The 24844-nt window shown below is 31.1% G+C and carries 25 protein-coding genes; 20 read left to right on the top strand and 5 right to left on the bottom strand.

Annotated features, from left to right (window positions below; all coding sequences use genetic code 11):
- Positions 1–4 precede the first annotated feature (4 nt).
- The 19 genes from IP023_RS05265 to IP023_RS05175 all read left to right on the top strand — a co-directional run bounded on the left by IP023_RS05265 (position 5) and on the right by IP023_RS05175 (position 19450).
- Positions 5–904 (top strand): hypothetical protein, encoded by a 900-nt coding sequence (locus IP023_RS05265; protein ID WP_241789217.1) that lies wholly within the window; start codon positions 5–7, stop codon positions 902–904.
- Positions 905–914: 10 nt separating this feature from the next.
- A complete protein-coding gene (locus IP023_RS05260) occupies positions 915–1211 on the top strand; it encodes a hypothetical protein (protein WP_241789216.1) in 297 nt (98 codons plus the stop codon).
- A gap of 334 nt (positions 1212–1545) precedes the next feature.
- Positions 1546–2472, top strand: a complete 927-nt coding sequence (locus IP023_RS05255) for a glycosyltransferase family 2 protein (RefSeq protein WP_241789215.1) — start codon at positions 1546–1548, stop codon at positions 2470–2472.
- 142 nt (positions 2473–2614) lie between these two features.
- The gene (locus IP023_RS05250; RefSeq protein WP_241789214.1) at positions 2615–3550 is read left to right on the top strand and encodes a glycosyltransferase family 8 protein; all 936 of its coding nucleotides are present in this window, start codon (positions 2615–2617) and stop codon (positions 3548–3550) included.
- Between the two features lies 1 nt (position 3551).
- Entirely contained in the window at positions 3552–4406 is an 855-nt protein-coding gene (locus IP023_RS05245) for a beta-1,6-N-acetylglucosaminyltransferase (protein ID WP_241789213.1), read from the top strand.
- Positions 4403–5272, top strand: a complete 870-nt coding sequence (locus tag IP023_RS05240) for a beta-1,6-N-acetylglucosaminyltransferase (protein ID WP_241789212.1) — start codon at positions 4403–4405, stop codon at positions 5270–5272. Before IP023_RS05245 ends, IP023_RS05240 begins: the two co-directional genes overlap by 4 nt.
- A 13-nt stretch (positions 5273–5285) precedes the next feature.
- Entirely contained in the window at positions 5286–6062 is a 777-nt protein-coding gene (locus IP023_RS05235) for a GT-D fold domain-containing glycosyltransferase (protein ID WP_241789211.1), read from the top strand.
- 114 nt (positions 6063–6176) lie between these two features.
- A complete protein-coding gene (locus IP023_RS05230; protein ID WP_241789210.1) occupies positions 6177–7175 on the top strand; it encodes a glycosyltransferase family 2 protein in 999 nt (332 codons plus the stop codon).
- Positions 7176–7178: 3 nt separating this feature from the next.
- Positions 7179–8453, top strand: a complete 1275-nt coding sequence (locus IP023_RS05225) for a hypothetical protein (RefSeq protein WP_241789209.1) — start codon at positions 7179–7181, stop codon at positions 8451–8453.
- Between the two features lie 28 nt (positions 8454–8481).
- On the top strand, positions 8482–9564 hold the full coding sequence (locus tag IP023_RS05220) for a glycosyltransferase family 4 protein (protein ID WP_241789208.1): 1083 nt from the start codon (positions 8482–8484) through the stop codon (positions 9562–9564).
- Positions 9565–9566: 2 nt separating this feature from the next.
- A complete protein-coding gene (locus IP023_RS05215; protein ID WP_241789207.1) occupies positions 9567–10679 on the top strand; it encodes a glycosyltransferase in 1113 nt (370 codons plus the stop codon).
- A 29-nt stretch (positions 10680–10708) separates the two neighbouring features.
- The gene (locus tag IP023_RS05210) at positions 10709–11818 is read left to right on the top strand and encodes a glycosyltransferase (RefSeq protein ID WP_241789206.1); all 1110 of its coding nucleotides are present in this window, start codon (positions 10709–10711) and stop codon (positions 11816–11818) included.
- 91 nt (positions 11819–11909) lie between these two features.
- A complete protein-coding gene (locus IP023_RS05205) occupies positions 11910–12359 on the top strand; it encodes a S24/S26 family peptidase (protein WP_241789205.1) in 450 nt (149 codons plus the stop codon).
- Between the two features lie 7 nt (positions 12360–12366).
- Positions 12367–12636, top strand: coding sequence for a PqqD family protein (locus IP023_RS05200; protein WP_241789204.1), 270 nt, complete (start codon positions 12367–12369; stop codon positions 12634–12636).
- 4 nt (positions 12637–12640) lie between these two features.
- A complete protein-coding gene (locus IP023_RS05195; protein ID WP_241789203.1) occupies positions 12641–13738 on the top strand; it encodes a nucleotidyltransferase family protein in 1098 nt (365 codons plus the stop codon).
- Positions 13704–15362 (top strand): ABC transporter ATP-binding protein, encoded by a 1659-nt coding sequence (locus tag IP023_RS05190; protein WP_241789202.1) that lies wholly within the window; start codon positions 13704–13706, stop codon positions 15360–15362. The genes IP023_RS05195 and IP023_RS05190 overlap by 35 nt, the downstream gene beginning before the upstream one ends.
- A gap of 8 nt (positions 15363–15370) precedes the next feature.
- Complete coding sequence (locus IP023_RS05185; protein WP_241789201.1) at positions 15371–16285, top strand: hypothetical protein; 915 nt, start codon at positions 15371–15373, stop codon at positions 16283–16285.
- On the top strand, positions 16278–17072 hold the full coding sequence (locus IP023_RS05180) for a polysaccharide biosynthesis/export family protein (RefSeq protein ID WP_241789200.1): 795 nt from the start codon (positions 16278–16280) through the stop codon (positions 17070–17072). The genes IP023_RS05185 and IP023_RS05180 overlap by 8 nt, the downstream gene beginning before the upstream one ends.
- A gap of 164 nt (positions 17073–17236) precedes the next feature.
- Positions 17237–19450, top strand: a complete 2214-nt coding sequence (locus IP023_RS05175) for a GumC family protein (protein WP_241789199.1) — start codon at positions 17237–17239, stop codon at positions 19448–19450.
- Between the two features lie 94 nt (positions 19451–19544).
- Here IP023_RS05175 and IP023_RS05170 read toward each other — a convergent pair whose 3' ends face one another.
- The 5 genes from IP023_RS05170 to IP023_RS05150 are packed head-to-tail and all read right to left on the bottom strand — an operon-like array spanning position 19545 to position 23864.
- A complete protein-coding gene (locus IP023_RS05170) occupies positions 19545–20555 on the bottom strand; it encodes a LacI family DNA-binding transcriptional regulator (RefSeq protein ID WP_241789198.1) in 1011 nt (336 codons plus the stop codon).
- A gap of 48 nt (positions 20556–20603) precedes the next feature.
- Entirely contained in the window at positions 20604–22172 is a 1569-nt protein-coding gene (locus tag IP023_RS05165) for a S41 family peptidase (RefSeq protein WP_241789197.1), read from the bottom strand.
- Between the two features lie 11 nt (positions 22173–22183).
- Positions 22184–22735 (bottom strand): HAD hydrolase-like protein, encoded by a 552-nt coding sequence (locus IP023_RS05160; protein WP_241789196.1) that lies wholly within the window; start codon positions 22733–22735, stop codon positions 22184–22186.
- Position 22736: 1 nt separating this feature from the next.
- On the bottom strand, positions 22737–23204 hold the full coding sequence (locus IP023_RS05155; protein ID WP_241789195.1) for an ATP-grasp domain-containing protein: 468 nt from the start codon (positions 23202–23204) through the stop codon (positions 22737–22739).
- A 9-nt stretch (positions 23205–23213) separates the two neighbouring features.
- Positions 23214–23864 (bottom strand): ABC transporter ATP-binding protein, encoded by a 651-nt coding sequence (locus IP023_RS05150; RefSeq protein WP_241789497.1) that lies wholly within the window; start codon positions 23862–23864, stop codon positions 23214–23216.
- A 216-nt stretch (positions 23865–24080) separates the two neighbouring features.
- On the opposite strand from IP023_RS05150, the gene IP023_RS05145 reads away from it, so the two are divergent.
- Entirely contained in the window at positions 24081–24794 is a 714-nt protein-coding gene (locus tag IP023_RS05145; protein WP_241789194.1) for a hypothetical protein, read from the top strand.
- Positions 24795–24844 lie beyond the last annotated feature (50 nt).

Genomic DNA, 24844 nt, shown 5'->3' with positions numbered 1-24844 from the left:
AGTGATGTTAGAAAAATTAAAATTAGTATTTAATAAGTTATTACGTCCTTTCATTCCTGGTACATATGAGTATCTACTACGAAATAAGGAACATATCCTCATGAATTATACCAATAAGCCTCGTGCCAAAGATGTTATCATTGCTATGACAACATATGGCCCAAGGATTAGCTTTTTTGAGTATGCTATATTATCTATCCTGAATGGTACATTATTGCCTGAAAAAATGAATATATATGTACCCCAAGGATTCAAAAAGCTGCTTGTTCAGTCGAATAGTTTTCTTAAGAGTGTCTATGATAATGGAATAGTAGAATTGATTGAAATGGAGGTTGATTACTACTGTCACAGTAAATATTATTATGTTTTTCAAGCGTATTCGCAAGAGAAGGATATTGTTCTATGTGATGATGATGTTGTGTATTATAAAGATTGGTTAAGTCATTTGGTCCATTCTGCGGCTGAATATCCAGCATTTAATGTATTTGCTTATAAGGCAGTCATAGTTACTACTGATAATGGTGCTATTCGAACTTATGATGACTGGATTCATTGCTCTAAAACTGATTTAGGTGAGCATACTCAACTCTATACTGAAGCGGTAGGTGGTGTTTTCTACCGTCGGGGATTATTTAAAACTACTGTATTAGATAAGGAACTTTTTTTAGCTTTAGTGCCTAAAGCTGATGATGTTTGGTTATGGTTTTGTACTTGGATTAATCAGGGAAAGGTCAAGTTTGTGCTAACTAAAAATAATCAAAAATTACAATATATAATTCCTAACTCGCAAGAGGTAGCGCTGTGGAAGGAAAATACATTTGGTAAGAGAAATGACGGTTATGTGTTAGCCTGTCGTAGCTACTTTAGAGATACCTATCAAATGGATATTATTGATTTTTTATAGCGCTATGCAGATGAATCGAAAATTCAAGAATTTAGTAGAAGCTTTCTTCGGTATCCATATAAATGTAGCATCTTATAATGGGATTAATTTGTATAATTTTTGGAATGTTAATCCTCACAAAGTACAGGATACGTGGTTAATAAATGTAACAATTATTGAAAATCTAAATAATCCATCATTAAGAAATAATACTAGAGAGAAGTTTGCAAATAATATTTCTTGCCTTGATATCAGTGGGATTCGTGGAACTATTATAGACAGCTTAGATAAAATTGTTAATACTTCACATTGTAAATTTGTGGAATAGTATAGTTCTTTCTAATTTGAAACTCTATTATTATAGACATAGATCTAATAATATTACTTCACTTAGAAAAAATTATATTTAGATAAACTGGATGCATTTTATCATCACTATCTGTTTTATAAATGTTTAGGAATGAGTGTAGAAGAGAGAAAAATAATATTATTGGATAGATCTACTAGATCAACTGTTGATAAACATAATAATGTATTTCAACACCTTGTGCATCTACGTACTATTTTTAGTGTTTACTCTCTTACAATACAATGGAAAGTAGCCTTGTTAATGAAGCTTTTCGCTTATCCTGTGTATTTTAAATTATTTCGAATAGATTAGTATGGAAGCTATTAATAATAAAACCGCTATTATATCTATTATTCTTCCTGCATATAATGCTGCTCATTGTATAGGTAAGACGATAGAAAGTGTATTATGTCAGTCACTCAAAAATTTTGAATTAATAATTATCAATGACGGTTCAACGGATGAAACATCTTCTGTTGTAAGTACCTATAGCGATAATCGACTTAAGTTAATTTCCCAGGAGAATGCTGGTGCTAATGCAGCAAGAAAAGTTGGTGTAGAAAATTCGCGTGCGAAGTATATTACTTTTATCGATGCGGATGATTTGATAGCTCCTAATGCCTTAGAAGCTATGCTGAGTGCTATTGGAGATAATGATGTGTTAATAACAAGATCTAAATTTAATAAAACTATCAATCAAAGCGAATACCTGATTGACACTTTAGATCAGTTATATCCAAAAGAATTATGGGCTAAGCTGTTTATTCGATCATTATTTAATGACTGGGTGATGTCGGTTCCACGGCAATTGACAGTTGGCGAAGATTTTATTTGGAATATTAGAATAGCTAAATATGTGAAATGTGTAAAAGTGATTGAAGCCAATTATTATCATTATCAAATGGATAATATCTCTTCAATTATGAATACTTTTAAAAAAGATATTTCATATGAAAAGGCTTTTTATGCTGTTAGTTTTCAGTCGGTACTTGACTTAGGTTTTACTAATGAACAAACACATATTTTATTATCAACACAGCGGTTTTATATTTTTTTTGGGTTAGTACGTGATGTGAAGGATCTGCAAGGTAATGATCCTTTTGTAAGAGACATGAGTATATGTACCCATGAATTAAGAGGTAAGGTGAATAGCGTCCTGTATTTGATAATGAGTGTTACTAATTTATCGTTAAAGATATTTCTACTTAAACGTTATATTAAAATTAGAAAATTGGATTAAATGGATTGTTTTCTATTAAAGAAGATATCCCAGGACTATGGTATTAGTTTATAAGATATTAAGTGTGTGGGATTGGTGCTGCAACATTACCTTATTGGGTAATCAAATTGTTTAATGTATTTAGTGAAAAAAAATATAATTATTGGAAAATCAAACAGAAATAGCAATTGTATTAGCATTTACACCTAATTATTTCGTGCCAGCATGCACGACGATTCAGTCTGTACTTAGCAATTCAAACAAAAGTCAAACTTTTAACGTTTATTGTCTTTTGACACAAGATCTTTCCATTGAGCAAGTTGATATGCTTAATAATTGGGATCCTGATAGATTAAGATTTACATTTATTAATTTAGATGGTAAGTTAGAGGGTATTTATGTAGATGAAAGATATACTATAGCCGCTTCTTATCGTTTATTATTACCAGATATATTACCAACAGTAAATAAGATTATCTATATCGATTGTGATTTTGTAGTTCAAAATGATCTTGCTGTTTTATATAATGATCTAGATTTGTCATCCTATTATTTAGCCGCAGTTTATGAATCTCCATTAGATTTTCAGGAGGATTATGTAGTACAATTAGGTTGTATTCATGGACAGTATTTTAACTCTGGTTTTTTGATGATGAATCTTGAATTGTTGAGGAAAGAAGGAATTGTACAAAAATTTATGGAAGCGTCTAGGGTTCCTTATCTTCAGTTTCCTGACCAAGATGTACTGAATATTGTTTGCAAAAATCATGTATATGCATTAAAACCCTATTGGAATAGTATAAGAACATTTTTTATTTCTTCTTATAAAAATGAATTTATGGAAATTTATACAATCGAGGATTGGAATGACGTCCATCATAGAGGTAATATTCACTACACAGGAACTAAGCCTTGGGAAAAATATACAATACGATTTGGTGAATGGTGGAAGTATTATTTCAAACTTCCTTATACTATTAGAAAACAATGGGAACTTAGTAGAAAATTGTGTTTAATAGGTTGGGTAAGTAGTACCTGGTTAGGTAGCCTTGCAATAAATGGCGTACATCGTATGTATCGTGAATTAAAAAGAAAGTAATATGAAGCATGCTTATCTTATAATGGCACATAATGAGTTTGAAGTACTTCAATGTTTGGTATCTTCTCTGGACGATAGCCGTAATGATATATTTATACATTTTGATAAGAAGCTGAGGGGGTTACCTGATTTAAAGGTGGAAAATGCAAAACTGTATATATTGGAACATAGAGTAGATGTCCGTTGGGGACATGTGTCACAGATGAAAGCGATGTATAATTTGATGGAAAAAGCCATGTATACTGATAATTATAAATTCTTTCATTTGTTTTCAGGGGTTCATTTGCCTTTATACAATCAAGACTATTTGCATGCTTATTTTGATAAGCATAAAGTGAATAATTTTTTGATGAAAATGCCGACCAATGAAAGGGAAGTAAGCATGAAAATGAAAAGGTATCATTTTTTCATAAAGAACTTTATCCACCCAAATCGTATTATTCAAAGAATAGACCAATTGTGCTGGCTTGTCTTGCTTAAGGTACAAGATATTTTCGGCTTTAAAAGAAATAAGGAGTTTGATTTTCATAAAGCTTCACAATGGGGGAGCTTGAATTATGATGCAATTGACTACCTTATTCAGCATAAAAATAGTATTGTAAAAAAATATGCTTTAACTTTTTGTTGTGATGAGTTTTTTATTTCTAGTGAATTAGAAAGATCACCTTTGAGACCTAGTATAATGTATACAGATAAGTTATTGAAATGTGATTTCAATAGTGTAAGTCCTCGAATATATCAAGATAGTGACTATTCTTATCTCCAAAATTCTGGATGCTTATTCGCTCGTAAGTTTTCCAAATCTAATTTTGATTTAGTCTTAAAAATCATTTCTAATCTAAAATCGTCATCATGAAACATGCCTATTTAATTTTGGCTCATAATCAATTTGAAGTTCTAGACTTCTTACTTCGTTCCATAGACGATAGTCGCAATCATATTTTTATTCATTTTGATAAAAAAGTGATTGCTAAACCTAATTTGCAAGTGCATAATGCTGCAATGAGTATATTGGAGGATAGAGTGGATGTTAGTTGGGGGGATGTAACTGTTGTGGAAGCGGAGTATAAGTTATTTGAAGCAGCCCATGCTATAGGAGGTTTTGATTATTATCATTTGCTGTCTGGTGTTGACATGCCATTGAAAAGTCAGGATTATATTCATGATTTTTTCAGGAAAAATCAGGGTAAGGAATTTGTGGGGTTTTATCAACAAGATATTACCATAGATATGGAACGAAAGGTTCGTAAATTTCATTTGTTTCCTCATGATTTTAGAGCCGATACAAGTATTGTAGGATTAATAAAAAAGATAGTTCGTGCAGTTTCGATTCGATTACAGTACTTAATTGGGTTTAGTAGAAATAAGGATATAGACTTCAAGAAAGGAACACAATGGATTAGTATTACCCATGATTTTTTGGAATTGATTATTCAAGAAAAGGATAACGTATTGGAGATTTATAAAAATACTTTTTGTGCTGACGAGATTTTTATTCAAACCTTATGTTGGAATTCTGTCTTTAAAGCTAATGTCTTTAATATAGATGATGAAGCCCAAGGTAGTCAACGTATGATAGGATGGAATAATAACATGATTATAGAATGGGAGGGAAAAGATTTTGAACAATTGAAAGATTCAAATCTTCTCTTTGCACGAAAATTTTCAAGTAATAAAATGGAGGTTGTAAATCACTTAATTAAATATGTTAGTAACACATAATTAGATCTTTTATATGAATATATTTAGAAAATGGTCCGTGTATCTCCGCTATACTTTTTTTAAAGTGATTTTTCCGTTCCCAAAAATTATATCAAATGAAGAAACATTGGACTTATTAATTAATTCTGGAAAATCAATAATACGCTATGGTCATGGAGAATTTCATTTGCTTGGAAAGACTGAGTATATCGGATGTCAAGAAATCAATATAGATTTACCACAGCGTTTAAAAGAGATTCTTGTCAGCGATAATTCAAATTGCATTATTGCATTGCCGCTAGGATTAAATACCATGAAGGGATTTAATGTTGATTGTGAATATTTTTGGAAACAATTTGTTGTAATTCTCTATAAAAAATATATACAATATTTCGATTTTAAGAAAACATATGTTAGTGTCACAAGACCTGATATGGATTTTAAAGACCATAGCTGTACACAGAAATTTTTTGATCGAATGAAAGTTCTTTGGAATGAAAAGAAAATATTAATTGTAGAAGGGGAAATGAGTAAATTAGGTGTAGGTAATGACTTATTCGCAAAGTCTAAATCTATTCATAGAAGTATTACTCTATCACAAAATGCATATAAAAAATACCCACAGTTACTTGAAGCCTGTCAAGCTCTTGTTAAGAAATATGATTTGATATTAATTTCTTTAGGAACTACGGCTACTGTGCTAGACTATGACTTATGTGATTTTAGTATACAAAACATTGATATTGGTCATGTTGATTTGGAGTATGAATCGTTTATTGCGAGGAGAGGGAAAAGTGGCTATGAGTGGTAAGCTTATAAATGAACTTGGTTATGATATCGAGTATCAATCTACTGTAGACACTGATTGTTTACAGCAGATTATTTTAACAGTTGTTAAGTGTTTTTTTTTATAAATCATTAAGATATGAAACTACCGCTTATTTCTATAATTGTTCCTGTATATAATGCAGCTCATCTTATGGATAGATCTTTGGTATCCCTGCAATCACAATCATATAAATCTTTAGAGATTATATTTATCGATGATGCTAGTACAGATGATAGTGCTTTAGTTTTGATGAAGTTTAAGGAAGATATGCTGAATTCAAATCCTACTTATACAATCAAAATTCTCAAACATAGTGCTAATAAAGGCGTTGCTGCCGCACGTAATACGGGCTTGTCGGAAGTAACAGGTGAATATATTTACTATTTAGATGCGGATGATTTCTTAGCTAATGATGCTATTAATATGCTTGTTAATAAAGCTATTTCTTCAAATGCTGATATTGTTGGTTGTAGTTGGGTTTTGCAATTTGAAAAGAATGGACGTATAATGAACCAACCTAATCCAGTAACAACTGATCATGCAATTGAATATATGTGTAAAGGAGTGATGCGATGGAATTTATGGTTGTTTTTAGTGCGAACAGATTTATATCGCAAGCATGATATAACGTTTTATTCAGGCCAAAATATGGGTGAAGATATGATGGTGATGTTTAAATTATTGTTGCATGCTAGTTCTATAGCTATGGTAAGTGAACCTTTATACTATTATGCTCAGTCCAATTTAGAATCACTAACAAAGGTTTATTCAAAAAAACATAAACAAGAGGTGGTGCATAATTTTTTAGAAATAGATAAATATTTTAATAGGTTCAGTAATAGTGAAAAATGGTGTGTTTTGTTTAATTTTTTAAAATTAAATATCAAATTACCTTTATTGATATCTAATAATAGTCAGCAGTACAAAGAGTGGCTTAATTGGTTTTCAGAGTCTAATTCTTACAGTTTACAGAACGAGTTATGTTCAAAAAGAATTAAGATTCTTCAATTAATGGCGAGTAAAAAGCAGTTTTGGTTTGTTAAATTACATTATTTTTTAGTGATAAAAGTTATGTATGGTATTATTTATAAATAACAAATGGGTTTATTTAATAAAATATTTTTAGGAACAATAGTTAGTTTTTATTTTTTTCCAATAGGTTTTACATTTTTACCACCGTCCATAAATACGAAAATGTTATTGGCTATTTTTGGATGTTTAGTGTTCCTATTAGATAACTTCAAATTATCAGAATTAAAGTTTAGTTATAATCTTCTTGTATCGACAATTATAGCTGGTTTTTTTTCTGTGATATGTCTTTATGCTGCAGATTTTAATCATACAAATGATTATTCTTATGCGACGTATATCATTAGTTTCTTCGTATGGCTTGGTGGGGCATATGCTGTAGCGTGGTTTTTTCGATTTTTCTATGGGGAGTTTAGTTTTCGGCAATTAACTTTTTATCTTATTGCCGTATGTGTAACGCAATGTTTTCTAAGCCTCGCGATAGATAATTTCCATGCTTTTAAGATGATTGTCGATAGTGTGTTTTTACAGGGGCAAGAGTTCTTGGGTAAAGTTGATCGACTGTATGGTATTGGTGCATCACTGGATAATGCAGGTGTACGTTTTTCAATTGTGTTAATTATGGCGGCGAATTTATTAATTCATGATAAAGCTGTCAAAGCAAATACCAAACAGTATTTTTTGATTTTACTATCTTTTTTTATAATAGGTATCATTGGGAATATGATCTCACGAACTACAGTAATAGGGGCAGGGATAGGCTTTGTTTACTTAATATTTTATTCAGATATCTTTAATAAAATCATATACTATCATTCCTTCAAAAGAGCACTAATTTTTTTAATTGTCGTAGTTTTTATAGTTGGCTTCGCAGTATATATATATAATACAAGTCTTGAATATCGTTTAAGTATACGCTTTGCATTTGAGGGTTTTTTCAATTGGTACGAAGTCGGAGTATGGAGGACTTCTTCTACAGATAAATTAAATGCAGAAATGTGGATTTGGCCGACTACAAGAGAAGAATGGTTAATTGGAACTGGTATATTTGGTAATTTTGTGTATAGTACTGATATTGGTTATTGTCGTTTTATCTTGTATTGTGGCTTGATTGGTTTTAGCACATTTGCGTCTTTATTTATCTATAATTCTTTTGCATTTATGATTAAGGTACCTCAATATAGAGTTCTGTTTTTAATTCTAGGTGCCTTATCTTTTATTATTTGGTTAAAAGTAGCAACTGATATATTTTTTGTCTTTGCTTTGTTTTATTGTATTGATAGCTTTTCTACAAGTGAAGATGCTCAACAAGAATTAGAGGTGTTAGATGAAAATAGTATATAGTATTCTTGGGACTTATAATTCGGGTGGAATGGAAAGGGTTCTCGCGAATAAGGCTAACTTTTTAGTTAGAAAAGGCTATTCTATTGTTATTATAACGACAGATCAACAGAATCGTTCACCCTATTTTGAATTGGATCGTAGGATTGAATGTATTGATCTCGGTATTAATTATACGGATAGCGTTAGTCGTAATGTGTTGGGTAAGATCATTTCTTATTTTAAAAAGAAAAGTAACCATAAAGAAATTTTACAAAAAAAGCTTCTTGAAATTAAAGCTGATATAGTAATTTCTATGTTTGATAATGATTCCTCTTTTTTGTATAAGATTAAAGATGGGAGTAAAAAAATTTTAGAAATTCATTTTTCAAGATATAAACGCTTACAATATGGTAGGAAAGGTCTTTTGAAATGGGTAGATAGGTACAGAAGTAGAAACGATATACGAGATGTACAAAATTATGACCGCTTCGTTGTACTTACCAATGAAGATAAAACATATTGGGGTGATTTGAAAAATATTGTTGTCATTCCGAATGCTAATAGTTTTGTGACCGATAAAATTGCACTATTAGAAAACAATAAAGTTCTTGCAGTAGGCCGCTATGATTACCAAAAAGGTTTTGATGATTTAATAAAGGCATGGCAAATTGTTTATAAAAGTAATCCAGATTGGATTTTAAATATTTATGGTCATGGACCATTAAAGAACAAGTTTGAACAAATGATTTTTGATTCTGGATTGGAAGATGTAATCTTTCTCCAGGAACCAACAAGGGATATCGAAAATATTTACCTCACACACTCCATCTTAGCGATGACTTCACGTTATGAAGGATTACCAATGGTGCTTTTAGAAGCACAGAACTGTGGATTACCGCTAGTATCTTATGCTTGTAAATGCGGACCAAGTGATATAATAAAAGATGGTGTTAATGGATATTTGGTAGCTGAAGGAGATATTAATTCAATCGCTCAAAAGTTAATTCATTTGATTCAAGATCAAAAATTAAGAAAGTTGATGGGGACAAAATCTAAACTAAATTCAGCATCTTTTTCTGAGCATGAAATCATGAAAAGATGGACTTCATTGTTTGATGATTTACTTTATTAGATATGGATAAGAAACTTATTGTTATATCAGCCGTCAATTTAGTGGAAGCGGGTACATTAGCGATTTTAAGGGAATGCTTAAGCTATTTGTCTAAATTAGCCGACCATGGAGAATACAAGATTGTAGCTGTTGTGTTTGATAAAAACCTTGTTGATTACCCTAATATTGAATATATCGAGACACAATGGCCAAAAAAGAAATGGATTAATCGATTGTGGTATGAATATGTCTCCATGAATAACATATCAAAGAGCTTAAATCCAGTATATCTTTGGTTTTCTTTGCACGATACTTCTCCTACTGTAAAAGCAGAGAGAAGGGCTGTGTACTGTCATAATTCATACTTTAATTATAAATGGAGATTACATGACTTAATATTCGCTCCAAAGATTGCGCTATTTGCAATTTTCACCAAATTTATTTACCGAACAAATATTCATAAAAATAACTACTTAGTAGTACAGCAGGATTGGTTTAGACAAGCTATGCATACCATTTTTAACGTACCAGTGTCAAAAATTATTGTTGCTCGACCTGAATCTCCTCTTTTAGGTTTTATGGAAGAATCTGAAACCGTAATAAATGATATGTATTCTTTTGTATTTGCGGGGTCCCCTAATAGTCATAAGAATTTTGAAATTATCTGTAAATCGGTAAATATTTTAATAAAAGAGTATAATATTTCAAACTTTAAGGTATCTATAACTGTTAAAGGTAATGAGAATAAGTATGCCAATTGGTTGTTTAAGAATTGGGGGCATTTAGAAAATTTGCATTTTACAGGTTTTATGCCAAAAGATAGCCTATTTAAATTGTATGAAGATTCAAATTGTTTAATTTTTCCTTCTAAAATTGAATCTTGGGGATTACCAATTTCTGAATATAGTCAATTGAATAAGCCTATGCTTCTTGCAGATTTACCGTATGCCCACGAGACAGCAGAAGGCGCTAGATATACGGCTTTTTTTGAGCCAACTGATGAACGTGATTTGGCAGATAAAATGAGAAATCTGATAAATGGGGATTCCAGTTTTTTAAAACCTATCCCTCGGAAATCAATTAAGGGGCCTGTTGTCAAATCTTGGGAAGATTTGTTTTCAATTTTATTAAAATAATTCATTTTTTATTAGCTTAAATGAGAGTATTGCAATTAGGTAAATTTTACCCTATACGGGGTGGAGTTGAAAAGGTAATGTATGATTTAATGTTGGGCTTGGCTCAGCGCGGGATTAATTGCGATATGTTATGTGCATCCACAGAAGATTATCCCGCAGGTGACTTAGTTATTAATTCTTTCGCTAAAGTGATAATAGTTCCTACTAAGGTCAAATTTGCGGCCACTATGTTAGCCCCATCTATGATCAGTAAGTTAAGGAAAATAGCCAAGGATTATGATATAGTACATATTCATCATCCCGATCCAATGGCAGCTCTTTCGCTTTTCCTTGCTGGATATAAAGGCAAGGTTGTATTGCATTGGCATAGTGATATCTTAAAGCAAAAAAGCCTATTAAAAATATATAGCCCGCTTCAATCCTGGTTAATCAACAGAGCTGATATCATTGTCGGAACTACTCCTGTTTATGTAGATAGGTCTCCATTTCTTCAGCATGTTAAACAAAAAACAGATTATATTCCAATCGGCATAAATCCTATAGTTTCTAATTCACAATTAGTGGATGAAATAAAAGCTAAAAATAAAGGTAAATTTTTAGTTTTTTCATTAGGAAGGTTGGTTGAATACAAAGGTTTTGAATATTTGATAAAAGCGGCACAGTTTTTAGAGGATAATTATAGGATTATGATAGGTGGTAAAGGCCCGTTACACGATTCTTTACAAAAGTTGATTGACGACCTGAATTTAAATGATCGTGTGGAGCTATTAGGCTTTGTTTCTGATGAAGAAGCATATGCTTATTTTCAAGCTTGTGATTCATTTGTGCTGAGTTCGATTTTGAAGACAGAGGCTTTTGCTATAGTTCAGATAGAAGCAATGTCATGTGCAAAACCAATTATTTCTACTGATATAGAAGCTTCTGGGGTGAGTTGGGTAAATAAAAATAATGTTTCGGGAATTAATGTACCTGTTTGTGACGAAAAGGCAATTGCTGAGGCTTTAATAAAATTAAGTACAGATCGTGTTTTTTATGATAGAATTTCTAAATCTAGTCTTGAAAGGTATGAAACTTTATTTACAAGAAATTCAATGGTTGTTAGGTGTATGTGTTTGTATGATAATGTTTTACAGCAATAAAAAACAACCACACTCTTGCTTAAGGATTAAAATTTAACTTATTCAACGAAAGGTATTTTTAATTTTTGTAAATTTAAATGCCGATATCTATATGGAGCAACAAAAAGTAACCAACGCAATAAAGTTATCAAATGATATTCTATTAGGATCAGTTGTTGAATTGATAAAGAATGGTAAACATGTTAAAATTAATATCTCAGGATCTAGTATGCAGCCATTTTTGTTTGATGGAGATGCTATTTTGTTAACAAATATCAGCTTTTCTACGATAAAGCTCGGTGATATAATACTTGCCAAATATAATGGAGCTTATGTATTACACAGGGTCATTCGAAAAAAAAATAGCTGTGTTTTTATTGCAGGTGATAATAATCTAAGTCAAATAGAGAAAATTGAAGCTATAAATATATTAGCAATAGCAGTTAAATTATTTAGATCTAATAGAGTAATCAGTTTGACAAGTATTTATTCTAGATTATTAGGAGTCATATGGTACTGTTTGAGACCCCTTAGGAAAGTTTATGCTAAGTTATTTAAATGAAAATAGAATGAAATTAAGGAGTGATCTAATATTAAGGAAGATGGGGGATGAGCATGTAATTGTTGACCCTAGTCAAGATGTAGTAGATATGTCTAAAGTATATACATTGAACGAAACAGCTGCATTTATATGGAATGAACTGCAGGGTATAGAGTTTGATATTCAGGTAATTGCAGGTGTTATTTTTGATAATTATGATGTCGAGTTTAGTCAAGCTCTTATGGATGCGACTATTTTAATTGAGAATTTCTCTAAAGAAGATTTATTAGAAAGTTAGTTATATGTTAGATAGTAATGTTGTAACAGCATTTTTTACTTTATTAAGATCAGGATTATGGGGTACTCCCGTTGATAATCTTATGTGTTTTCCTCTTACGGACACAGAGTGGAATTTGTTATACAATATTGCGGTAGCGCAGACTGTGGAAGGAATAGTTTATGATGGTATACAAAATTTACCTCAAGATAATTTACCTTCTCGGATCATTCTATTGACTTGGGTTGTAAAAGTTAATAGAATAGAAATAACGAATAAGAAGATGAATAATTGCATTGAAGAACAAGTGTTATTTTTTAATAGCTTAAACGTTAAACCGATTTTGCTTAAAGGGCAGGGCGTCGCTAGCTACTATGTAGAACCCAAACATAGAGTATGTGGTGATATTGATTGGTATTTTGATAATGAAAATGATAGCAAGCTAGTTGAAGAAGCGCTTAGTAATCAAAATATTCTTATTAGTAAACCTACAATAGATAGTTCTAATTATTATTGGAAACAGTGTGAAGTGGAACACCACACAAAACTTTTTGATGTTTTTAATCCATTTGCGCGCTATAGATTAAAAAATGTAGAGAATGATTTTTTAAAGAATAGAGGTAAAGTAGATTCATATTATATTCTACCTCCTAATATTAATATTCTGCAGGTTAATTTACATATACTAAAGCATCTTTTATCATTTGGTATTGGGCTTAGGCAATTTTGTGACTCGGCTGTGCTATATGCAAAATTGGAAACAAAATATGATAAACAATGGCTTCATAAGATTTATGAAGATATAGGAATTATCAAATGGATTCATGTATTACATCATCTATTAGTAAATTATTTAGGACTTCCCGAAAAAAGCCTTCCTTTTGCAATCAAGCCATATACAACATCTAAATGGATGGCAGAAGAAATCTTATCAACAGGTAATTTTGGATTTTTTGATGAAAACTTTAATACTAAGAATAGTGACAATTTAATAATAAGGAAAAACAAATCTAAGAAATTATTATATTCTTTTAGGACCTATTTTTTATTAGCTCCTTATGAAGCTTTGAGTTTTCCAATAGTACATTTTGTGGAAAGATTTAAAGCATTACGTATTGGTTAGTTCAGGATTATTATATCAGTTGAAATGGTGTTATAAACTATCAAAGAATTATAAAATATCTTTTATACTCTTTTATGGCGCCGAGCTGTTACTGATTGCTAGTTCATTGATGTTTGTTATTTGGTCGAAGCGCGCAATAGATTTTGCTGTAGCAGGGCAAAAACTAAATATGATGAATTCCTTGTATTGGTCAATAGCAATGATAGCAATAGGTATAGTATTTAAATTGATTAGTACTAAAAGTAATGAAATAGGAAAAATGAGGATGTTGAGGGATTTACAGAATGAAATCAGCATAACGCAGATGTATGGAAGTTGGGATTATATCAAAAAATGGAGTACTGGTGATCTTCAATTTAGGATGCAAAAGGATGTTACTGAAGTTATCCAAATGATCACTCAGGTGTTTCCTAATTTTACGCTTACCATTATTAGATTAGTAGCATCGCTAAGTGTTTTGTGGCTGATGGATAAAAGATTAGCTTTAATAATATTAGTGATTACACCATTATTACTACTCTCTAAGCTGTATTATAAGAAATTTAGGGAATTAAATAAATCTTTAAAATCTAAAGAAGGGACTTTAAGCCATATAATTAATGAAAATTTAAAATTTCGGATGTTAATTCGGACACTAGGCATAGAGCATGAAAGATTATCAAAAATGAATAGTACACAAGCTGATATTTTGCTGTTAAAGACTAATGTTTTGAACTTTTCTATACTTTCTCAATCAATTGTAAAAGTTATAGGTAGTGGAGGATTTTTATTGACTTTTGTATGGGGCGTAGTTGGTCTCCATGCCGGCACAATATCATTTGGAACAATGACTGCTTTCTTACAATTGGTAGGTAGGGTGCAGGGACCTATGTTGGGTTTATTAAGTTTCTTGCCAAGCTTTGTTTCCTTTCGTGTTTCGTTAGAACGTGTACATGAGGTAGTTGAGAGTGTCAAGGATATTATTCTAATACCTCACCAAGCAACGGAAGATTTTCAAATGTTAGAAATATCGAATCTGAGTTTTAGATATGATGACAAAAATGTATTAGAAGATGTTAATCTTAAATTAGTCAAAGGAGAGAGTACAGCTATAGTAGGTGCTAGCGGTAGGGGTAAGACTACTTTAATAAGATTATTACTATCTGTTATAAAACCACAAAAAGGAGAAATAAAGCTTCATTTAGCGCATAATATTGTGGAGTTGAGTCCAAAGTATCGCTCAAGTTTTGGGTATGTTCCGCAGGGGGATAAATTATTCTCCGCTACAATACGTGAAAATTTGCTTTTAGGTGATATGCATATTTCTGAAGATAAAATTCATACCGCTTTATTTAATTCTTGCTCAGAATTTGTGTATGATCTACCCGATGGCTTGGATACATTAGTAGGTGAATCTGGCTATGGTTTATCCGAAGGTCAAGCGCAGCGGATTGCAATTGCACGAACACTCCTAAGAAATAGTTCAATATGGCTTTTTGATGAAGTTACTTCTTCATTAGATAAAGATACTTCTATACGATTGATGGAGCGTTTGAAAATCCTTAGTAAGGATAAAATATTTGTATTTGTGACGCATGACCTGCATTTAGCAGCCTATTGTAGTCATAAATATTACATGAATTAATTTGATATATGACACATAATATCTTTTTTAAAATAGCAGATCATATTCTATCTATAAAAGTTCCAGCAAACTTTTCTCTTAAAGAATATATCCCAAGTTTTAAAGATTTTTTAATAGAAGAAAACGAAATAGATACAGCGCCTATATTATATGTATCTATATGCTTTGATAAAATTCCTGAAGTGCTTGGAGAGCTAAAAGTTCTTTCTAATAATTCACCGATTTGGGGAGATGGTTTTAGCTTTGAAGAGAGTGATAGTTATTATATTACTACTATGAAGAGCAATTTGGAAGCCTCAAAAATATGTATGAATAGTACTAAAGAGTTTAAGTATTCTAGTATCTATTTAGGGAGTTCGGAAGAGGATTCCTATTCATTGATAGGTTGGTTTATAATGGTTGCTTTTGGGCAGGCGGTAATTGCCTACAAAACAATCATGATACACGCTTCTGTAGTCGAAAGGAATAGTGTGGAAGCTTATGCCTTTTTAGGGAAAAGTGGCACTGGTAAAAGCACACATAGCCAACTTTGGCTTAAAAATTTTACTGATTTCAATTTATTAAACGATGATAATCCTGCGATTAGAATCTTTGACAATAATGAGGTTTTTATATATGGAACACCATGGAGTGGGAAGACGGCTTGTTACCGTAATTTGAAAGTACGATTACGGGGCTTCATCAGGTTACAGCAAGCGAAAATAAATAAATTTGAAATAAAGAAAAATACTGAATCATTGATTATGCTATTACCTAGTTGTTCAGCGATTCGATGGAATAAGACAATATTTAATAATATGGTAGATACAGTTGAATCAATAATTGAAGTTGTGCCGATAGGTATGATGGATTGTGATGTAAGCCCAGAGGCTGCATATATTTCTTTTAATGGAATTAAGTTAAAAAATACAAGTTATGAATAGGATATTACTTTTTTTAATTTTATTAGGGCCATTCTTTTTTTCATCATGTCTGATGCAAAAAGTTCAATATGTAAAAAATATGACCCCAGATTCTTTATATAATATTAAGGTTTCCGAAGCATTAAAGATTCAACCCAATGATCGCTTATCAATAAAGATTTATTCAAAAGATAGAGAGTTAGCCGCTCCTTTTAACACAGAGTTGGGGGGATATTCTTTAACACTAGAATCTGAAATTGTTAAAGGTGTTAACGCTGAAAACTCTTTTGAAAATGGTTATTTGGTCGATAGTGATGGAAATATTGATTTTCCTGTTTTTGGTAAAATTAAAGTATCAAGTTTATCAATGGAAGAAATAAAAGAACTTATTTCAAAAATGATAAAAGATAATAATTATATAGAAGATCCTCTCGTAAAAGTGAATCTTTTGAATTTTAAAATCATGACTATGGGGACTGTTGAGAATTCTGTTTTAAATGTAACAGATGGTAAGATAACATTATTAGAAGCTATTGTTCAGGCAGGAGGTTTAAATTTACATGCTGATGCTACTAAAGTTAAGGTAATTCGAGAACAGAATGGTGAAAGAAAGTTACTAATCGTAAATATGGAAGAGTATGATATGTTTAACACAGAAGGATATCATCTTCTGCAAAATGATATCGTATATGTACCTCAAAAAAATAAATTAATATCACCAGGGACACAGTCTCTATGGCAGGTTATGGGTATATTTTTAGGCGTAATTTCTATGACAATTACAAGTATAGCTTTAATTAAAAGATAACAATGGACAGTAAAAATGAAAGTAAATCAATAAATGTTCTTGATCTAATCAAGTATATTTTATTTCATTGGAAATGGATTGTATTATCTCTGATAATTTTTGTCAGCATATTTTACTATGATTATAGTACATCCAATTATATATTTAGACAATCCCAGACAGTGATGATAAAGTCACCGTCAAATACACGTAGTACTTCTATTACGAGAGCAGGGTCATCTATAAATATGGTAAATATTGCAAATGAGATTTTACAATTGAAATCAAAGCAATTAATGCGGAAAACGATTGAGCGTGCTTCTGCGTCAATTAGTTATACCCAAAAGAAAGGTTTACGAGATGTAGAGTTATATACAGATTCCCCAGTCTTGTTAGAGTTAGATAGTACATATTCAGATGAGAGTTTTTCATTGGATGTAGAAATTATAGGTGAAAATAAAATAAAGGTTTCAAATTTTAATGGAGACTCTAATTCAAAAGAAATAATTTGCTTGCTTAATAATGATGTAACCACCCCAGTTGGCAGATTAAAGTTTGTCTCAAATACAAACACTATTAATCCGTCTAAAGCTAGTTTTGTGAAAATTAAAAAATCTACTACTGAAAGTTTAGTAGGATATTTTTTAGGTAATTTGACTATTCTACAAATGGGTGATGATGCGTTTTTACTACAAATTTCAATGGAAGATTCATCCCCTAAGAGAGCAGCTGCAATATTGAATGATTTGATTCAGATTTATAATGAATTTTCGTTACAGGATAAAAATAGTATTGGTAAAAATACGGCTGATTTTATCCGTGAAAGGATTAATATAATTGAAAGAGAACTTTCTGGTGTAGAGGAAGAATTACAGAATTTTAAGACCTCTAATAAAGGACAAGATATTCGTTCTGTTGGGGGAATAGCTATTGGCGAAATGAATCGTTACGAAAGTCAAGCTGATGAATTAGAATCTACTTTAGCTTTAATGGAATTGATGCAGCAGTATATTGCTAAATCTATCAAGGATGTGAGCTTAATACCTAGTAATACCGGATTGGTCGAACCTAATTTGGAAAGCTTAATTACCGAATATAATACTGTATTTTTGAAAAGGAATAGATTATTAGGAAATACTAATTCCTCAAATCCCGTTATTATAGATTTGGATGCTAGTTTATTAGTTATGCAGGAAAATTTAATACGTACTTTAGAAAATAATATTAAAGGACTTCGCATAAAAATAAATTCCATTCGTAAAGTAGAAGATCTAGCTAAAAATAAAGCTATTAAAGTACCTGCTAAGGAACGAATTGTCCTATCTGTAGAAAGGCAACAGAAAGTTAAAGAGAATCTGTATTTATTTTTGTTGAATAAAAGAGAAGAGAATTCCCTCAATCAAGCAATGAGTGATGATAATATTAAGATTATTGATCCAGCTACTGGTGTGAGTAGTCCAATTGCTCCAGATAAGATTACGAAAGTCGGCTTAGGGCTGGTTATAGGATTATTGTTACCTATTGTAATCTTATTAATTAGGTTAATTGTTGATACTAAGGTTCGTAGTAGAGGTGATCTTTTAAAGGAGTTGACTATCCCTTATTTAGGAGATATTCCTTTGCAATTGGGACTTTCAAAGAAGACAGGAAGTTCGGTCTCTGTATCTGCACATGGAAGAGATCAATTAACAGAGGCTTTTAGGATTCTTAGAACTAATATTAGTTTTATGGCATTAAATAATATTCCTCCGCAGGTTATCTCTATAACTTCTTCTAATATTGGTGCGGGTAAAACATTTAATGCTTTAAATTTGTCAGCGACTTTATCATATCTAAATAAATCTGTATTAATGATAGATTTAGATTTACGTAAAGGTACGCTTTCCAATAGATCTAAGGTTGTTGTTAATAAGGGGATTAGTCATTATTTGGCAAATCACAAAGTCTCCTTAGATGAGATAATCTATAAAACTGATATTGGTGAAAATATAGATATTATACCTATTGGTATGATAGCGCCCAATCCTGTAGAGCTTTTAATAACGAATCGCTTGGACGAGTTAATAACTGAATTGAGAGGAAAATATGATTATATAGTTATTGATAGTGTTCCTGTTGAGATTATCGCAGATGCATATATTATTGATAGGGTATCAGATTTGACCATATTTGTGATTCGATCAGGAAAACTGGATAAACGTCAACTTCCTGAAATTGAGGCTATTTATACCAGTAAAAAATTAAGTAATATGGCAGTTTTGTTGAATGGTATTTCTAAAAATTCTCAAGGTTATGGTTATGGTTATGGTTATGGTTACGGTTATGGTTATACCTATGGTTATGAATTAGAAAAAAATGAAGGTATATTGGGGAAAATAAAATCGATTTTTAAAAACTAGTATTTTATTTTTCCTACAAAAACGGCAAGTCTACACATAGACTTGCCGTTTTTGTATTATTAAGCTACTTCATGCCAATGCGGGTAATAGCCTTTTATTTTAGTATTAATTTTGATTTAAAAATAACCTCCCGAGGTTCTATCTCTTCTTTAGTATCTAATATGTGAAATAATATTTCGGCAGCAGTTTTCCCCTGTTCCCCAGGATATTGTTCTATGCTACCTAATGGAGGATTCTCCATATAATTCCATAACGGATAATTAGCGAAGCTTATAAAATGTATGTCTTGACCAATGTTTAATCCTTTTTGTCGTGCCAATTTAATGATATCTAACGTCACAAAATCATTAAATGAAACAACTGCTGAGGGGCGTTCAAATTGATTTAATAATTTTTCCATAGCAGCAATATTACCTTCCTCAGTTAGATCGGTATGGACAACGAAATCATCGTTATATTTCTGGCCGTTTTTTTCAAGTATCATTTTGAAAGAAGATGTTCTTTCCATACTTGCTAATAATCTTTCAGGACCATTGATAAGTGCTATATTTTTGTGCCCTCTGATTATAAATGCTGTGATAGCTTCTTCTATTCCTGAATTCAATTCACAATACACCTTGTTGATATTGGATATTGGGGGTACACAGTCAAAAAATACAACAGGTATTTCAGCACTTTCTAGCATGTTGATAAAGCTAAGGTCACTTGTATTTTTACCTAATGACATTAATATTCCATCAACGCGATGCTTTTTAAAGGTATTAATAATTTTTAATTCTCTTTCGGCATCATCTAATGATTGACCAAGAAGAACGGTGTAGTTTTTATCTTCAGCGACTGTTTCTATTGCGCTGATCGCAGAAGAAAAAAAAGGTTCAGATAATTTAGGAAGAATTACACCTATTGTAAAGGTCTTCCGTTGTTTAAAGAAAATTGCCGTTTGATTAGGCTCGTAGTTTAATTCTTCCGCCATCTTTTTTACACGCATTGTCGTTACTAATCCAATGCTAGGATGGTCATTTAATGCTCTTGAGACAGTAGAAGGCGAAATTTTCAACTTTCTGGCTATTTCCTTTATAGTAGTTGGCTTGCCCGGCTTATTCATACAGAAATAATTACTTATATAAGGATAACCAAAGATAATTAATTATTCTCATTTTTGCTTTTTAAACTTAAACATACCTGATTTGATGTTACTAGATTTTGTGTTTGGTATTTCTTTACTACTGATTTTTGTACTATTACTTTTTAAAGTCGCTTTTAAAGAAGTGCTCGTAAATGAACCTGTTTCAATGTGGTTTAAAGCTGATGCTAACATAGATTCATTTTCATTACCAAAATCTTCAAAATTTTGAAATTCCCATACATTGTTATGTGTTGTTAATCCGTCGAAATAATCGCCTTCACCACTTCTATTATACATTTTGAAGGAGGTAACATATAACTCGAGATTATCATTTACAACTGGTAAACCGAAAAATCCAACGGGTTTGCCATAAGTCTTGTCTGCAACCGTAACGTTATTGTCATTCACCGTATACGTTCCTATTAGGTAGGTCGGCATAACAGGTTTTAATGAGTTAATTAATAGCTCACTTGCAGATGCTGTATTTGGAGAAACTAGAAAATATATACTATTTATATTCAAACTACCTGATTTTTGAAATTTGATAGGTGCAAATTCATCTCCTTCATTCAGCCATCCCCATTCTTTAATCGTATTATTAACAGTATACGAATACATCAGTTTACCGCTTTCTTTCGCGGGAGCAATTAGATTAGCAAAATATTCAGCAGTTTCAACATCACCGCCACCATTGTACCTTAAATCTATAATCAGATCACTGATTCCTTGTTGTTCAAAGTTTGAAAAAGCATTTTGAATATCAGTATAAAATGATGTAATAGAACCCCTATATCTAATACTTGCAAATGAATTAAAAAGAAAGTATCCTACTTTCTTAGACTTGAGAGGTATGACTTTGCTAGCAAGAATTGGACTACTAGTAAAATTTTTATAGCGAAGTGTCTTTTCATCTATATTTCCGTTCGCTTTACGTACTTTGATAGTAATTGAATTGGAATTTAAGTAACCATTTAATGGAACGAAGTCCATAGATTTTTGGTAATCATAATCTAACTTTGTGTCATTATTAATACTAATTATCTGGTCTCCTCTTTGGAGTCCAGCGTCAAATGCAGATGAATTTGTCTCTATATATTTGATGTATAAATCAGCATTCGTACCACTAGTTTCTGATTGTAAATAAAAAACAGACATACCTAATCCAGAAGTAGCATTTTCTTGGATACCAGAACTTACAGAACCACCTCTGTCAAGAAAGCTATACCAATCATAATTTGACTCTGGAGTACGATTTGGATATCTATTTTTTGTCAAACTTTTGAGATATTCTAATACATCATCTCCAGTATTAAAATACTGCGTATAATTATTACGGATGTAGCCTAATTCGTCCAGCTTAGTTAGTTCTGCCGTATTAGTGGGTGGAATAACTTCTTGCCACAATGATAATATTTTGTAATAATACCATATTGAATCTCTTAAGTTATTTTCATAATTGTTGGATAAATAAGTCTGCGACTTATCAATTGCATACGGATCTATTTCTGGAGTAGGAGTATTCTTTTTACAAGAATTAAATATAGTTACTGTAGATATGAGGATAATAAATAAAATCCTTGATAAAGGTAGTCTCATATTTTAATTTTTTATAATTGGTTAATATAATTTATTTGATTAGACTCCATACCATGTTCAGTAGCAATGAATTCTATTGGATCAAGAGATCTAAATTCTAGTTCATCGACAAAATATATTTTTAATGTCTCTTTTTTTAGATTTATGGATTCCCAATCGATGAATCTAATTTTATTGAGTTGCTCAATAGGGTTTCCTTTTGTTAGAATCGCTATTTTTTTGTTGTTTTCAGTTAGATTAAGCAGTAATTCATTGAAATGAGGTATTACTTCTAATTTCATCGGTAATTGTGCATTAGCGAGTAGCCTATTAAAGTTTTCCTCATATTTGTCATCTATATCGAACATTATTTTTGTGGCCCCAAATACGTGCTCCTCTCCATGATGGTCGTATATTTTTGACATAAATTGCGCTATTTCATTCGCTGTAGCCTTTCCTTCCGTAAATTCGTAGAAGCTACCAAACAAATAGTATACTTGAACTAAATAATCTCGCTTAGGGAATATAATGTTATCTAAATCAAATAGATACATTTCTTTATCATAAGTTATGAAGTCCTTCATTTTACAAAATAACTAAAATAAAATCAATTTCTGAATCTGATAAAATACCTAATCCACTAATAGTTAAAGGTGTTTGCTTTTGTTTGATGAAGTCATAGCCATTATTTAATAAGGATAAGTTCATCTCCTTATCAGGTAAATTTGTTGTAATTATTGAATTTAATACATTGAATGGAGGTATTAATATCGTGATTCCATATTCTTCAAATAAGCTTATATTTTGACTTAGTATTAAAGCTTCACTTATTGTTAATGGTAATAAATAATTAATACTATTATCTAATGATGTTTTTAATGTTTCATTTATATAACTATTTGAAGATTCCTTAGGTAGTTTTATATAGTTTTTTTCAAATATAGATGGTATTTCTTCTGCAGTACCTAATGAAACATTAAAATCGTTGGCTATTAGGTTTTTAACTTTAAACGCTAATGACGTAGTTCCTGCAGTAATAAGTATATTGTTCATTAAAATAAATTAAATTATAAGACCATCTTTGATATTAATAATCCTGTCAGAGATATTTGCTAATCCCTCATTATGTGTCACGATGATGAATGTTTGTTTTATTGTGTCCCTTAAATTGAAAAATAGATTATGTAAGGATGTGGCATTTTCCGTATCTAAATTACCCGATGGTTCATCTGCTAATATTATAGCTGGATTGTTAATTAACGCTCTAGCTACTGAAACCCTCTGCTGTTCTCCTCCTGATAACTCAGTCGGTTTATGATTGGCACGATGCCTCAAGCCTAACATTTCTAATAGCTCATGTGCTTTCATTTCAGCTTCATTTTTTGAAAGACCTTTAATAAATGCAGGAATACAGATATTTTCTAAAGCAGTAAATTCAGGTAGTAAATGATGAAACTGAAATATAAAACCAATATGTTCATTTCGGAATGCACTTAATGCTTTTTCGTTCAGATTATTAATACTTATACCGTTTATAACTAAATCACCGCTATCTGGTCTATCTAAAGTACCTAAAATGTGTAGCAGCGTACTCTTTCCTGCTCCAGATGCGCCAACAATAGATGCTATTTCTCCTTTACCTACTTCCAAATTTATTCCTTTTAAAATTGGTAGTTCTTCGTAAGATTTTTGAATATTATTTGCTTTCAACATCATAGATACGAAGGTAAAAATTTGTTATTGTATTTTTTTAAAATTCGTAGTGATTAATATATAACAATAATCGTTTTTATTTGTTTATAAATTATCTTAACTTTGAATAAAAAATATTTACGAAAATTTATTGGTTTTAAGTTAATATTTGTTATTTTTATTAATTATTTTTTAAACTTTAAGACACAAAAAAATAATCTTAAATTATATTATACTATGAAAGTATTTTTCACAATCATTATTATTGCTGGGATGTCTATCACATCAATTTATGCAAACAATGAATTAAAGAAAGATGATACCGAGAAAAATAAACCCTCCTTCTATCAGGTTAGGGCAAAAGGCTATCAACAAAATCATTGGTTTGCCAGCATAGGAGTAGGGCCAAGTCTTTATTTTGGAGATCATGATAAACAAATTGGTGTGGGTAAAAGGATATCATATGTAATCAATGCATCTGGTGGAAAGTGGATTGACGATGTGTTTGCTGTACGTGTAAATGCTAGGTTTGGTCAGATGAAAGGGCTTACACAATATGGTGGAACAAATGGATTATCAACAGGAGTATTGTATCGTGCTCAAGACGATTTGTGGTATCAAAAGTTTAATTATTTTACCGCTCATGCTGATTTCATGTTTGATTTTACAAATGATGCCTATGGTTATGATCCTGATAGAGCGTATCACTTAATACCTTATGCAGGATTAGGATTTATTTCAGCGACCAACAAACAAGGTGGTACTAGCTTTTCTCCTAATTTAGGTGTTTTACAAACCTATAAATTAAATGATGGTTTTGCTATAAGTTTAGATATTACAGGTTCATTTTTCCGAGATAAGGTAGATGGTGAAGTGGGAGGAAGAAATTTCGATGGGTTATTAAATGCTACAGTTGGAGTTGTTTATAATATATACACTGGTCGTAGGTAGTAAAGAGAAAATATATAATAATAAAAATCCTGAGTAATTTTTACTCAGGA

It is taken from the genome of Sphingobacterium rhinopitheci (genome assembly GCF_022627575.1).
Classification (GTDB): Bacteria; Bacteroidota; Bacteroidia; order Sphingobacteriales; family Sphingobacteriaceae; genus Sphingobacterium; species Sphingobacterium rhinopitheci.
This window is presented reverse-complemented; position numbering and strand designations above follow the sequence as displayed.